The organism is Enterococcus hulanensis, assembly GCF_005405485.1.
GTDB lineage: Bacteria > Bacillota > Bacilli > Lactobacillales > Enterococcaceae > Enterococcus_A > Enterococcus_A hulanensis.
Map to the genome: position 1 here is coordinate 443,041 of NZ_BJED01000001.1, position 13,333 is coordinate 456,373.

The 13,333-nt window shown below is 41.2% G+C and carries 11 protein-coding genes; 1 reads left to right on the plus strand and 10 read right to left on the minus strand.

What is annotated here, in order from left to right:
- Nucleotides 1–7 precede the first annotated feature (7 nt).
- The gene (locus tag FFR60_RS02040) at nucleotides 8–367 is read left to right on the plus strand and encodes a cupin domain-containing protein (RefSeq protein ID WP_137662786.1); all 360 of its coding nucleotides are present in this window, start codon (nucleotides 8–10) and stop codon (nucleotides 365–367) included.
- Between the two features lie 48 nt (nucleotides 368–415).
- Here FFR60_RS02040 and xerS read toward each other — a convergent pair whose 3' ends face one another.
- The 10 genes from xerS to FFR60_RS02090 all read right to left on the minus strand — a co-directional run bounded on the left by xerS (nucleotide 416) and on the right by FFR60_RS02090 (nucleotide 13,324).
- Nucleotides 416–1,558: a tyrosine recombinase XerS gene (gene xerS / locus FFR60_RS02045; protein WP_137662787.1), complete on the minus strand. Its 1,143-nt coding sequence runs from the start codon at nucleotides 1,556–1,558 to the stop codon at nucleotides 416–418.
- Nucleotides 1,559–2,670: 1,112 nt separating this feature from the next.
- Nucleotides 2,671–5,244 carry a LuxR C-terminal-related transcriptional regulator gene (locus FFR60_RS23165; RefSeq protein ID WP_137662788.1) on the minus strand — a complete coding sequence of 858 codons (2,574 nt, stop codon included), beginning with the start codon at nucleotides 5,242–5,244 and terminating at the stop codon, nucleotides 2,671–2,673.
- A gap of 47 nt (nucleotides 5,245–5,291) precedes the next feature.
- Nucleotides 5,292–6,257, minus strand: coding sequence for an ABC transporter permease (locus FFR60_RS02055; protein WP_137662789.1), 966 nt, complete (start codon nucleotides 6,255–6,257; stop codon nucleotides 5,292–5,294).
- Nucleotides 6,254–6,997, minus strand: a complete 744-nt coding sequence (locus FFR60_RS02060; RefSeq protein WP_137662790.1) for an ABC transporter permease — start codon at nucleotides 6,995–6,997, stop codon at nucleotides 6,254–6,256. Before FFR60_RS02060 ends, FFR60_RS02055 begins: the two co-directional genes overlap by 4 nt.
- Before the next feature lie 21 nt (nucleotides 6,998–7,018).
- Nucleotides 7,019–7,954 carry an ABC transporter ATP-binding protein gene (locus FFR60_RS02065; protein ID WP_137662791.1) on the minus strand — a complete coding sequence of 312 codons (936 nt, stop codon included), beginning with the start codon at nucleotides 7,952–7,954 and terminating at the stop codon, nucleotides 7,019–7,021.
- Between the two features lie 161 nt (nucleotides 7,955–8,115).
- Nucleotides 8,116–8,532, minus strand: a complete 417-nt coding sequence (locus tag FFR60_RS02070; RefSeq protein ID WP_137662792.1) for a DUF3788 family protein — start codon at nucleotides 8,530–8,532, stop codon at nucleotides 8,116–8,118.
- Nucleotides 8,533–8,583: 51 nt separating this feature from the next.
- Nucleotides 8,584–9,477 (minus strand): helix-turn-helix transcriptional regulator, encoded by an 894-nt coding sequence (locus tag FFR60_RS02075; RefSeq protein WP_137662793.1) that lies wholly within the window; start codon nucleotides 9,475–9,477, stop codon nucleotides 8,584–8,586.
- Between the two features lie 110 nt (nucleotides 9,478–9,587).
- Nucleotides 9,588–10,334 (minus strand): ABC transporter ATP-binding protein, encoded by a 747-nt coding sequence (locus FFR60_RS02080; protein WP_088935098.1) that lies wholly within the window; start codon nucleotides 10,332–10,334, stop codon nucleotides 9,588–9,590.
- A gap of 5 nt (nucleotides 10,335–10,339) precedes the next feature.
- Nucleotides 10,340–12,658, minus strand: a complete 2,319-nt coding sequence (locus FFR60_RS02085; RefSeq protein WP_137662794.1) for an ABC transporter permease — start codon at nucleotides 12,656–12,658, stop codon at nucleotides 10,340–10,342.
- Between the two features lie 33 nt (nucleotides 12,659–12,691).
- Nucleotides 12,692–13,324, minus strand: coding sequence for a TetR/AcrR family transcriptional regulator (locus FFR60_RS02090; RefSeq protein WP_137662795.1), 633 nt, complete (start codon nucleotides 13,322–13,324; stop codon nucleotides 12,692–12,694).
- Nucleotides 13,325–13,333 lie beyond the last annotated feature (9 nt).

Sequence of the window (13,333 nt, forward strand, 5' to 3'; positions counted from 1 at the left end):
GAGTAGTATGTCAAAATCTAAAATTGAAGAACGATTATTTAAAATAGACGAAGTTGCTTGTTTTGATCCAGCCGAAGGAAAAAAGAGCTTCTTTTACGAAACTGATAAAACAGCCGGCGCTTTATGGTGCCTAGAACCGGGGCAGACTGTCTTTAAACACTCTCACACAACATCAGATGACCTGTGGATTTGTATTCAAGGTACCGGGACCTTCTATCCAGGCTTTGATGAAGAAATCGAAATCACGAAAGGCGATCTGATCATTTCGCGGCCAGGCGAGCAGCATGGCATGAAAAATACCGGCGATGAACGATTTATTTTTGTGGGAGTAGCTGGACCGCACCCAATGGATTTGATTACACATTAGCAGACAATACACGAAAGAGGACATTCCGGGTGGGAATGTCCTCTTTTTTTACGTCCACAAATCATCAATCACTGAACGTTTTTCTTTTTTGACGATATGGGTATAGATTTCTGTCGCGGATGTGCCGCGCTGGCCTAAGATTTCGCTGACGGTTTTGAGATTTTTCGTCTTTCGGAAGGCCATCGTGCCGACACTGTGGCGAAGCTTATGGGGAGTCGTGCGTTTGCCAAAAGCGGTGGAGTATTTGTCGATCATTTTTTCGATTGAGCCGCCTTCCATTCGTTTGGCGATATTTTTGTGTTTGGTTAGAAAAAGGGCCGGCACGGAATCATCTGCATTGTATAGATTTTTTCGCTGATCGATATATTCCTGAATATAATCGATAAAAATCGGTGAGATCATCGCATGGTCCATAGTATCGCCTTTGCGCTGAACCTGGATATACAAGCCATCGTAATTGAGATCACTAACGTTGGTATTGACTAATTCAGACAAACGGATGCCTGATCCAAGAAACAGTGCTAGGATCGCCGTGTCCCGGATGCGATTTTTTTCATAGGCGGTCTTGGCTTGACGCGAGGTCAAGGTATTGCCGTAGCCTGAATAAACGTATTCGACAAAATCGATCGCATCAGAGTCTAGGTAGAGCATTTTTTCTATTTTATCTTTTCGTACAGCATCAGAAGCATCCACACCGCCATTTTCAATATTAACCATGATATTTCTTCGAAGCATTGGCCGAATAATATATTCACCGGTCTTTTCATCAAATTCTTCGATCTCTTCATTTGTTAAATATTTAAAAAGGGAACGAAGGGCAGTGATACTTCTTTGTACGGTAACCTTCAAGCGGTGGGTATTTCTTTCGCTCAAGGGAGATTGAGAAACATCGTTTTCTGACTTTCCTTCAAACGTTCGTTTAGGGGATTGATTTAAAAAGGACTTGTATAAAACAATTTTATCTTTGTTCAGTCTTTCAAAATCTTCTAAGCAAATCTCTGAAATAGCATTCACACTAATTATATTTTCGGAAGAAAGCCAGCTGAGAAAGCGCCGATATTCTTTGGAGTATTCATACAACGTATTGGTTGAACGAGGGATGGCTTCCAAATACAAGAGGTATTTTTGGATGAAGTCGGGGAGCTTTTCGAATTCTTTTTCATATCGTTCTCTTAATAGTTCACGACTCATGGGATTCAGTCCTTTCGATTTTTTTAGTAGGAGAGAGGTGAAACTCTCTATCTATACTATAATAGGTATATACCAATTTGTCAATTATAAAATAACTTAAACCTAAAGAAGGTTAGGCAAGAGGCATTAAACAACAGTTTATATATTACTGAAAAATGGTTCTTTTTATAAAGCATAAAGAACACTCTAAAAACATAAAATAACTTATAAACAATAAAAGGAGAGACGCAGCGAAAAAATTTTTTAATTGGTAGCGAATTCAAATTGGCTTTGATCGATACATTTTTACAGATTAAGCATTTGATTTGATTGGAATTTTCGCCAAAAAGCATTGATTTATCAGCTAATCTGACGAACTAAATGAAAAATAATCGCTGAACTGAGGTTGATTTACTTAATGATTAAGGAACTTCGCGCATTCAACAAAAGCATTTATCAGTGCTTAAAAGGCGTATTTTAGTCATATTTAGATCAGCTAGACAAATAAAAATCTATGCTTTCGGGAAAATAGATATTGTTACGAAAACATGATTTCTTATTAATACCGGCTTCAACCGCTGAATCCAGGATAACTTGCTGCGTTTCATCTAAGCTTGCTTCCTTTATTACAGTTCGATTATTACAGTCCGATTATTAACAGCCGTCAGATTCATGTTCGACCTTGTCAGTCTCGTTTTGCTGTTAAACGTCGTTCTGTGATCAGCTGATACGCACAATCATACAACCAATCAAGTGAACTCGTGTTAGATTGCTCGTGTCGATACGTCATTGATATTACTGCCGCTTAACGTTTGAAAATTGATTTGGACTTTAGGTTTCATCCGCCTCAGTTAAAAAATAAACTGCTGAAGCTTTTTTGTAATGCGCAAAATATATTTCATAAAAAGCTATGATCATTGATTTGATCGAATCCGCGGTTTAATCAGCTCTTCTTTTTTACTTGCTTTATGGTTTGAGAAAAACTAACATTATTCTCAAACCATAAACAAGCACTATCATCTCTTCATAACCAATCAACTGACCGAATTAGCTGGTAAAACTTTTTTATCTGTGAATGCAGCAAAAAAACAATCCATAAAAACATAATGAAGCTTACGTTCTTATGGATTGTTTTAAAGTAATTGCAGTTGTTTGGCTTTATCGACTGCGGTAACTCGTGAGTTGACTTCTAATTTGCGATAAATGTTCAAGATATGTGTTTTGACGGTTGCTACCGAAATAAACAGCTTATCAGCGATTGCTTTGTTCGTGAGTCCTTTTGCCATTTCAGCTAGAATTTCGATTTCTCGTTCGGTTAACAGCGAATGCGAACTGGCACAGCATAAGTCGATTATCTTATGATGAAATGCTCGTTCTCTTGGTTCTAGATTGGCTTCAATTTCCGTCTTCAAGCGCTTTATAAGCTCCTCGATTTCTTGCCGGAAGAGAAAAAAGTCATTAAGAATCTGATTTTCACTACTATAATAGAGGCATTCATAATAAATATTGAGCAGCTGTCTGGTATGATTCCCCTTCAGCTTTAATAAGACTGAAAGTTTTAGCAGATTTGCCTCAATTATTTTTGAATAGATCCGCTGCTTTCGACTTTTTTCCAAAATCTGATCCGTTATTTGCAGACAATCTTGAGAGTCCCCTTTTTTTAACAAGATCATGGCATAAAATAATTGATAAGCCATATTGTGAAGCTCGGGATGCTGTTGGAAGGTCTCGATAAAATTTTCCTCATAATAACCAGGCAGCTGACCTGCTTTTAAGGCATATTTCATAATCCCAGATTGCGTAAATGGATTACTATAGCTTCCGGTTGCACCAAATTCCATTTCTTTAAAGGTTTGCCAGCCCTGTTCTTCATCGCCGGAAAGATAATATAGTTCTGCCAAATTATACAAATAAGACGCGCGCACATGGGGATGTTTGTTCGTATTCGCCTTTTGCAAGGTTTCTGCTGCGGCTTCTAAATTAAGCTGCTTCAAATGAATGCCTGTGATGGTGATATAAAAACTGACTTGATAGTTCTCCTTCATCTTTGAATTAAAGCCCATGCCGTCTAATTTCTGGTGAACCTTTGTCAGGATCGCCAAGCCCTTGTCCAACTCCCCCGTCTCTTCGTAAATTTGAGCGAGCAGGGTTTGATTGAAGTACATTAAGAAATTATTTTTGCTTTTCTGATTCAGTTTTGCACTCGCCTCAATAAATTGTTTGGCTTGCTGATAGTTTTCTTTAAAAAAGAGAATCATCGCACTTTTCAAAAAAATCAATGCCTTGGAAACATCATCCAATTTCAATTGCTCGATTTCCTGAATCGTATTCGGAGTTTGCGACGTGGTTGTATAATCAGAACCCAGCATTAATTTAATTCCGCTCAAAGCCCGAATTTCTTTTTGATCTGGATATTTCGTTTCCAGCTCATCGATCAATTCATAGCAGTTGTCATATTCAAGATTGGAATAGTAATAGACAAACTTTTGAAAAGCAAAATCAATGTTCGTCAAAGCGACTTCTTTAGGAATTTGCTCGATATAATAGATTCGCCGAAAGGATTGTTCGTTTTCCACGATCAATTTCATCAATGGCTGATACTCCCCCAGCTCAAATAATAAGGCCACCCCTTCATCTAAATAGCCATCCGTGATAAACACTGACGCGGTTTGTTTTTTTACGTCGGTCCGATGTTGAATAGGTAGTGACTGGAATTCTTTCACCAGATACTCTTTAAGGATCGGATGAAAAGTATAGCGCTGCTCTTCATTATCAATACAGGTGATCATCAGATTCTTTTCCTGCAGGCTCTCGATCATTGACGAGAAATCAGTCGTTGGAAAAATTTGCTGACTTAGATTGGGATAGATAAAGGGAAAATTGCCGGAGATTACTAAAAATTCCTGTTCTTCCTCCGATAAATCCTCCAATATCTCTTTTGCTAAATAATCCGAAAGAATTTTATTTTCGAAGCTGATCTTTTGCGCTTGCGGCTGATTGATTTTTTTAATGGCGATCAACAGCTTCAAGCCGCCGATCCAGCCCTTCGCCGTTTCAAGTAAATAGCGTGTGGTTTCTTGCGAAAGCTCTTCACGCGAATTTTGCTGAATAAAGGACCGGCCTTCGTCATCAGATAAAAGAAAATCTTCTTCGCGAATATACTGAAGCTGCTCCGCCAGCAAAAATTTCGTTAAGTATACATCCGGTTGGTGTCTGGTGGTTATGACCACATGCAAATTTTCTGGCAGCTCTTCTAGGAATAGCTCGAATGAACGAAGAACTTCCTTGTTTTGAACCGTATGAAAATCATCCAAGATGAGATGATCGCTTGTCTCCAGCGTCAAACTGTTCACTAAATAAGAAACAAATTCTTCGATATTTTCAGGATTCATACTGGTTTGAAAATAAACCATCAGTTCTTCTCTCATTGAACCTAATTGCTTCTTCAACGCTTCAATCAGGTAGCTCCAAAAAACGACAAGGTGGTTGCAATCCTCATTAAGTGTCAGCCATTGCCAGTGATCCGCCGGCAATTGGTTAAGTGCTTCTCGAATAGCCGTGGTTTTTCCGTGCCCTGCTCCGGCCTCTAAAATCATCAGCTTTTTTTGCAGTCCTGTTTGGATTTTATCGGCCAAGCTTTTTCTAGTAACAGATTTTTCAAGTGTTTCTGGTGCTTTTACGCGATTAGCTGATAAGTGTTTTCCCATAAAGGTTTTCCTTCCACGAATAAATTACCCTTAGTATATCAGTTAATTTAGCTGCGAACATATTCTTTTCTGGTTTTAAAAACTGCAATACTCATCAATACCAGACTGAAACCAACCAAATAAAACAGCCGCTGAAAATTCCCGCTATAACTTTGCCCAGCTTCAATATTATGGACGAGCTCCAAAAATTGTTTTTGCGGCAGCCAATGAATCACGCTGTTAAAGAATTTATTGCCGTTATCTAGTGAAAAGAAGCTGCCCGATAAGATGGTAGTGATCATCATGATCATCGACCCCAGCATGCTCGCGCTATCTGCTACTTGGAAAAATGAAGCGTTGCAAATCGAAAAAGCTGTCGCAAATAATGCAATCACGCCGAGCAAAATCGCGTAATTCACTATGGAGAGCCCGATATCAGTCAAGCCAAAGAGGGAAATCCCTCCAATGATCAAGAGATTCGGAATGAAAAGCAGCAGCCAAGAAAACAATGAATAGTTCACGAACAATTTAGTAAAACTGATCGGTGTGGTGGTGATTCGTTCCATAATATGCTTTTCTTTATCCTCACTGAACATCAGCATATTAGTTACGCTGGACATCAGCACAAACATCAGCATATAGCCGATGATCTTACTGCCGATTCCCTCCCCACTTTTTTCACTGGTTTGGACAGTCTGCGGATTTTTAAGATACTCTGTTAACTCTTTTTTATATTTCTCACCCTTGAATGTTGTGATTATCGGTGTACCGCTCCGCATGTCAACGACCGCATCATAGGTGCCTAAGGCGAGAGCGGACTTTTCAGGTTCTTTGGATAGGTGCTCGATTTTGACGGTATCGGAAACAAGTTCCTGCTTTTCGGCGCCGATCACCCCGATTTTTGTCGAAAAATTCCCTTTACTGCTGACAAAAACGGCTAGAAAAATCGAGACTAAAATCAGCCCTAGCATGACGAATAGCCGTGCTTTGTTTTGCCAAATTCTGGCCCAATCATTTTTCAGCATCGCGATCATACGTATTCCTCCCCTCTAAAAAGAATGATTGACAGCCCTAAAATCAAAATAGAACTAATCAGCAGCAGCGAAAAAACTGGAAAAAAGCTTGCTGTGTTCTGATCGTAAATCATTTCAAAGACAGCTTGCGCGACTTTTGCGGTAGGCAGCCATCTGCTGATTTTGACAAATGTCTCTCCCAAATTAGCGATGGGAAAGATAAAGCCTGAGAGCATTGCCAACGCCGCAGTCAAAATACTGAGGATTTGATTGGCAACTCCTTCACTTTTAAAAATGCAGCACATCAAAACACCGATGCAGCTGAACAGTAGATTCATTCCTATAAATAAAAGCCAGATTTGCAGCAGGTTTTCCGAACCAAATCTGATATGAAACAGCAAATGACAAATCACAGCGGCGATAGTATAAAAGATCGTCGTGAAAATAAAGGTCGCCACAACCTTGGAAAAGGGAATAAACCAATTGCGAATGGGTGAATAAACGATGCGCAGGTTCGCCTGCTTGATTTTTTCTTCCATAAAACTGTTCGCAGAAAAAGTCGCCGCATACATTGCCGAAAACAACATAAAAGTGACACCGTAATAATCATAACTCGTAAAATAGTCGCCATATAAGCCTTCTGTTAGAAATCCTAAGATGGCTACTAGTAATAATGGGAACATCAAGCTGAAGAATATCCACATTGGATTTGTTAATAGATTGAGCGTGTCACGCTGAATAATTCTAACTAGTCGATACATCAATTTTCCTCCTTTAACCACTTAATCTCTTAAGGAGCGTCCCGTTAAATCCAAGAAGATCGTTTCCAGATTGGCTTCTTGCACAACGATGTTTTGGATTTTCTGCCGCAGCCTGATCAGCTTAGCGATGATATGATCGAGATTTTCAATTCCCTTGATCGAAGTAATCATCAGCTCGTCCTCATTCAAGGAGACCTCTTTTACTCCTTCAATTTGATAAAAGGCATCTGCTGAAATTTCTTTTGAATCACTGATCTCAATCGTGATTTTTCGTTCATCATTTTTTTCCTTTAATGCTTCCTTGGTTCCTTCTGCAATGATTCGGCCATGATCCATGATAATGATCCGAGAAGATATTTCTTCTACCTCTTCCATATAATGAGTGGTATAAAGGACGGTCATTCCCTTCAGCTGCATTTTTTTGATTGCGTTCAAGATGTGATTTCTGGATTGAGGATCAATTCCTACCGTTGGTTCATCCATAATCAGCAGCGCCGGCCGGTGAGCGATCGCACAGGCGATGTTCAATCTTCGCTTCATCCCGCCGGAAAAAGTCGCGACCTTTTCCTTCCGATGTTCATTTAGTCCGACTGATGTTAAGGCAAACGCAACGCCCGCCTCCAGCTCTTTTCCCTTTAGCCCATACAAAGATGCAAAAAACTGCACATTCTTTTCAGCCGTCAAGTCTTCATACAGAGCTAAGTCTTGCGGAACAACCCCCAGCTGTTGCTTAAAGCCTTGCAAATTTTGATCGATCGGCACGCCATTACAGGTCACTTCTCCGGCATCATACCCAAGTGCGCCGCACAAAATGTTGATCGTCGTACTTTTTGATGCGCCATTCGGTCCTAAAAGACAAAGAATTTCTCCTTCATATATCGCAAAGGATATTCCGTGAATAACCTGCTTATCTTTGTAGCTCTTTGCTAAATTTTTAACTTCTATTAATGATTTCATAGACGCTCTCCTCCTTACATACCTATTGTAGAAAAAGCACCTCTTTAATCCTATCCACCAGGTGGTTGATATTTGAACATGATTTCGGTCTTTGTCTAAAAAAATGCAAAAAAGTGCTGGAGGGTCGATAACTCAACCTCTCCAGCACTTCCGATTTATGCTTATTTTAGTTTTTTCTTGAAATTCACTAATTCAATGGCTGTTTGCAAACTGGCTTGACCTTGGATCGGGATCAATACCGTGTTTAACTTGCCGTTTTTTTGAATAGACGCCTCGTTGGCTTCGAGCTTGGTGAACAGTTCATTTGCGACCAGCTGCGGCCACACGCGTTCACTGAAAAAAACGGTCACCTTTACACCAGTCTCCCAAATCGAGATCCAGCCGAGATTTTTCTTTTTGAATAGTATTTTGCTTAACCAGTTGTTGCCATCTTTGTAATAGTTCCAGTCTTCCATGTAGGAATTTTCGTGCAGCTTCGTTAAAAGCTGCTGGTAAAGACTAAGATTTTCCTTCGATAGGTGCTTGGCTAAGTTCTCAACGGTAGGAAATTCAGCTTGATCTTTTAATATTGGTTTCATTAAAATACCTCCTTTAATGTCAGTTTAGCAAGTAAAACTCGTCAGCGAATGTCAAGTTCGGTATTTGTTCAACAGCTTTTCAATCCGTTCAGCCATTTTATTGCGATAGGTTTGCGGTTCTAATATTTCTAAATGATCACCAAATGAAAAGAGATAGTTCATGGTTGATTCGTCATCCGCAAATTTAATGACTACGACCGAGCTTCCGTCTTCGTTTTGCACGATGTCATTAAATTCTTCTTGTACTCGATACGCCGCTCCGGCATCAAATAAAAGTGTCAGCTCGACCACCTTTTTCGGCGGTGTCGGCTTTTCTGAGAATACTTTAGCGGGCGCGGTTCGTTTGAATGTTTCGTCTAGGAGGTTTAATTCCCGTATTCGGGAAATTTTGAAGAGTCGGTCATTTTCTCTTAAACGACAAAACGCGTAGAGGTACCAAGCCTTATCGCGAAAAACTAATTTTAGCGGCTCCAATTTTCGTTCAGTAAGTTGTCCTTGGTTGCTTAAATAGTTTATTTGGATCACTTTTTGAGACAGGATTGCTTCCTGAAGCTTGTCAAAGAAATGATTGCGCAAGCCGGTCCAGTCGGAAAAATCGATCTCCAGCCAGTCCAAACGTTCCTTTTGAAAAAGTGTGCTTAATTTTTCAACTAATGAACTCGTGGCAGCGCCCTCAGTCAGATTCAGGTTTTGGAGAGCGATCAGGATCGCCTTTTGTTCTTCATCAGAAAATAGCGTCTTGTCCATAACATAGTTTTCCTGAATAAAGATGCCGCCGCCTTTTCCTCTGACTGCATAAACCGGAACACCCGCCGCACTCAGCGCGTCAATATCACGATAAATCGTGCGGGCAGATACTTCGAATTTTTCAGCCAGCTCCGGTGCCGTCACCGACCCATTTTCTAATAGAATAAAAAGAATCTGCAATAGTCTGCTTTCGATCATGTGATGCCCTCCCCTCATTAACTAGCATATCATGCAGAAGGCAGTTGATAAAAGACAAAAAAGAACTGCGTTAGGTGCTTCAACGCCGTTCCTTTTGTCTGATCCAATAATTAAATCTCGATTTCCCGCATTTTCTCGGTAACCTTTACCATTCGTTCCTCCAGATTTTGTTTGTCATCTGGTGAAAAATGGAGTTCGCTCACGATCTGGCCGTCACTCATGAACAGAACACGTTGAGTTTGAGCAGCGACTTTCGCGTCATGGGTTACTAGGCAGACTGCTGTTTCCTGTTGATTGATCTCAGCTAGGATGTCCATGATTTCTTGTGCTGACTTGGAGTTCAAGGCTCCTGTCGGCTCATCCCCGAAAATAATTTGCGGATCGCCCATCAGTGCGCGGCAGATTCCGGCCCGCTGCAATTGCCCCCCGGAGACTTGCGTAATATCTCTTTGCTCTAAGCCGGCGATGCCCATTCTCTTCATTAATTCTTGGCCTTTTTCCTTCAAGGCCTTGGCTTGCTTTTCATTGCCTTTTTGGGCGGGTAAAACGATATTGTCTAATACATTTAGATTTTTTAACAGCGTCGGCTGCTGAAAAACAAAGCCCATTTGTTTTCTTCGCAGGTCGGCTAAGGCATTTTCAGAAAGAGCGGCTAATTCTTTGCCGTCAAACTGAACGCTGCCGGCATCGATCTCATCCATCCCGCTTAAAGCAAACATCAAGGTAGTTTTTCCTGAGCCGGAAGGTCCCATGATAGAGACAAATTCACCGGGAGCGATCTCCACAGAAACATTGCGCAGGACTTTTTCTTGTCCAAAAGATTTTTCAATATTGGTTCCAACAATCATTTTTTTCATCGTCATCATTCCTTTATATTATCGCTGATTTTTATTTTTTGTAATGAAGCGGTCGCTAGCGTCGTTGCCAGCAAGGTTACCAGCAGCATGCCTAACGGACATAAGACAAAGCTGACCAGCGGATTAATCGTAAAGCGGAAGGTAGTGACACCCATCATAGACATGGCGATACCCGCTACCTGTCCTCCCAATGTACTTGCCAGCAGGGTTCCGATAATCGTCCCTAATACGACGATCACCAAGGAACGCATAAAATATTGCTGGCGAATATCGCGGCTGGTAAAGCCTAGCGCCTGTAAAACGGCGATCTCGTGGCGATCTTTTGCCAGCAGCATCTTGATAAACAATAATACGATTAAGGCGGTGATGACTAATGCCACGATCACTGCCACTTTCGCAGCGGTCGCGACTGTTTGAATCGTTGAACCAAACGTCTGCTGCATGTAATGCTTGATATCTGAAACCTTGGCATAGTTGAATTTCGAACTGTATTCTTTGGCTTTTTCACTTGGTGTAACGCTGCCCTTCACATTTCCGCTGATCGTACACCACATTGTCGCAGCTTTTTGATCGGTGAACATGGCTTTGGCGGTCTTGCCGCCATTGGTAACGTCGGAATAAATGCCGCAAACCTTCAGCTTGCGATCGCCTTTTGAGGTTCGTACCGTCAATGTACTATTTAAGGGTTTTTCCAAGTCATCAGACAGCGAACTGGATAAAGCGATCTGATTGGTTTTCTGCGGTGCTTCGCCTTCGGCATACTCGACTGGAAAAATCGTGTGATCGCCGAGTTCGATCTTCAACTGATCCTCGGCCTTGCCTTTTTTGATTAGCGAAAAAGCTTTGGTAGTCAAAGCAACAGATTTACTTATTTGTTTGTCCTGATTCAGCGTGTCCATGATTTCTGCGGTTTTCTCAGGAATATTTTTTGTTTGCTGGATATCTAAACGCAGATCGGATTGCCCGATTCCCATGTAACGCGAGAAGCTTTGAGACGAAACTGTACTATATAAATTCTGCGGCAAAATCAAAATAAACGAAGACAGCAGTAGCACTGTAAACAACGTCACATACAATTTTTTCCGCGACAATACATCCTTGATCCCTAACAGACCATTCACTTTCGGGAAGGAACGCCCAGCAATTTTCAGCCCTTTGCCGCCGCGAACCTTCTCTTGCGAAGCGCCAAAACGAATCGCCGATGCGGCAGAAATTTTACGGAAACGGCGCAGCACTAGATTGACATACAATAAAACGCCAAAGAAAATCAAAACCGTCCCTAAAAGACCAACAAGCATGGACAATCCCTGATTCCCGCTCTTACCCATATACAGCTGGATGTTTTCCAGCAGAATACCGCGAAAAGCAAACGAAAGCAGATAGCCCAATAAACAGCCGACCAATCCGATCGCCGTATATTTCGCTAAATATAAACGCTTGATATCTGAATTTCTTAAACCGATTGCTTTTAACACACCAATCTCTGGATAGTCGTCCTCAATTTTTGATAATAGCGTAAAACGAATGCACAAAAAGGCCACCGCTAACATCAATAAGCTGACAAGTAAAATAATAGCGATCATAATGCCGTCGGATAACGCATTCATCATGCGGAATAAGGTATGCGTCAAGGCGGGACCATTGGCTGGCAGCTCTGCTTTGATATACGCCTTTTCAAAATCACTGATTTTATCAAGATCTTTTAAGCGATATTCGATCAAGTATTCGACGTTGCCGAATTTTTCCAGCATTTGATAATCCTTTTGATTCACAATGAAGCGTTTCGACGAAGAAAGAGACGCGTTCATCTGAGAATCCCGCAGGAAGCCGGCGACAATTAACTTATGTCCCTTTACCTCCAGTAAATCTCCTTTTTTCGCAATTCCTTCACGCTCATAAATGATCGGCAAATAGACCTCGCCGACCTTTGGCTGAATGATCTGATCGTTCGTATCAACTAGAAAATCAAATTTTTTACTTTGAACCGAAAAACCATTATCCTGAACGCTGTCCGTCATTGGCTTTCCAGCGATGAACAGCTCTGTATTATCGACATTTAAAAAATCCAAAACCTGCCAATCCGCCAGATTCGGCTGCGATTTCGCAAAGTCCTCCATTTTTCTTTGGTCGATCTGCCCTGAATGCATTTGCATGAAATGCGGTGTCTTTGCCCGCTCCATCATCCCATCGATCGAGCCGTCCAAATTGATGACTAGAATTGCGGCTAACGAGACCAGCATTGCGGTGATCGCAATAAAAATCGTCGTTGCCGCTGTCACCAGCTTACTTTTTTTGATGTCATTTGTAATTAACCTGCCATACATATTACCCGTTCCTCCTTCATTTTCTCCCACATATTAATCAAACATGCCCTCCATTTCTTTTGCTAAAAGCCCTTCTTCGACACCTAACATTCGTTCTAAAAGATAAAAGAAGCCATTTACACGCTGCACTTTCATTTCTTCGCTTGATGCTAATTCCTGCGCATCAAAAACGGTATTGGCATAAATCATGGCCATTTCCACCGCTTCATAAGGATATTCTGTCTGAAAGAGTCCCTGTTCAATCCCCTCTTCCACAATTCTCGTCAGCACCGGCGTGATTTCCTTTACCACTGCTGCTTGAACCTTTTGATGCATCAACGCGTTTTGCGGTCGATGGACAAAATCCATCATGTCTTGGCCTTCCTCCGCTGAAGTATCCAAACGCAGTGCAAGGACGGTTTGAATAAAGCGTTGAAAAATGGGAAGCGATAAATCGTCTGCCGCCTGTTTAGCCGCTGTAAACAATTCATTGGTCGTTCGTTCCACTAAGGCATCCATGATTTCTTCCTTTGATTGAAAGTGATAATACAAAGTTCCTCTGGCAATTCCTGCTTGAGCAATAATTTCTCCAGTGCTGGTTTGATCAAATCCCTTTTCGGCAAAAAGCTTGCCGGCAATATCCAGAATTTCATTTTTCCGCACCGTTGGATCCTTTGATACACGCATTCTTCTCAT

What these genes read in the sequence shown, in the direction of transcription:
- FFR60_RS02040 (WP_137662786.1), top strand. Translation starts at nt 8, where the DNA reads ATGTCAAAATCTAAAATTGAAGAACGATTATTTAAAATAGACGAAGTT.
- xerS (WP_137662787.1), bottom strand. Translation starts at nt 1,558, where the DNA reads ATGAGTCGTGAACTATTAAGAGAACGATATGAAAAAGAATTCGAAAAG.
- FFR60_RS23165 (WP_137662788.1), bottom strand. Translation starts at nt 5,244, where the DNA reads ATGGGAAAACACTTATCAGCTAATCGCGTAAAAGCACCAGAAACACTT.
- FFR60_RS02055 (WP_137662789.1), bottom strand. Translation starts at nt 6,257, where the DNA reads ATGATCGCGATGCTGAAAAATGATTGGGCCAGAATTTGGCAAAACAAA.
- FFR60_RS02060 (WP_137662790.1), bottom strand. Translation starts at nt 6,997, where the DNA reads ATGTATCGACTAGTTAGAATTATTCAGCGTGACACGCTCAATCTATTA.
- FFR60_RS02065 (WP_137662791.1), bottom strand. Translation starts at nt 7,954, where the DNA reads ATGAAATCATTAATAGAAGTTAAAAATTTAGCAAAGAGCTACAAAGAT.
- FFR60_RS02070 (WP_137662792.1), bottom strand. Translation starts at nt 8,532, where the DNA reads ATGAAACCAATATTAAAAGATCAAGCTGAATTTCCTACCGTTGAGAAC.
- FFR60_RS02075 (WP_137662793.1), bottom strand. Translation starts at nt 9,477, where the DNA reads ATGATCGAAAGCAGACTATTGCAGATTCTTTTTATTCTATTAGAAAAT.
- FFR60_RS02080 (WP_088935098.1), bottom strand. Translation starts at nt 10,334, where the DNA reads ATGAAAAAAATGATTGTTGGAACCAATATTGAAAAATCTTTTGGACAA.
- FFR60_RS02085 (WP_137662794.1), bottom strand. Translation starts at nt 12,658, where the DNA reads ATGTATGGCAGGTTAATTACAAATGACATCAAAAAAAGTAAGCTGGTG.
- FFR60_RS02090 (WP_137662795.1), bottom strand. Translation starts at nt 13,324, where the DNA reads ATGCGTGTATCAAAGGATCCAACGGTGCGGAAAAATGAAATTCTGGAT.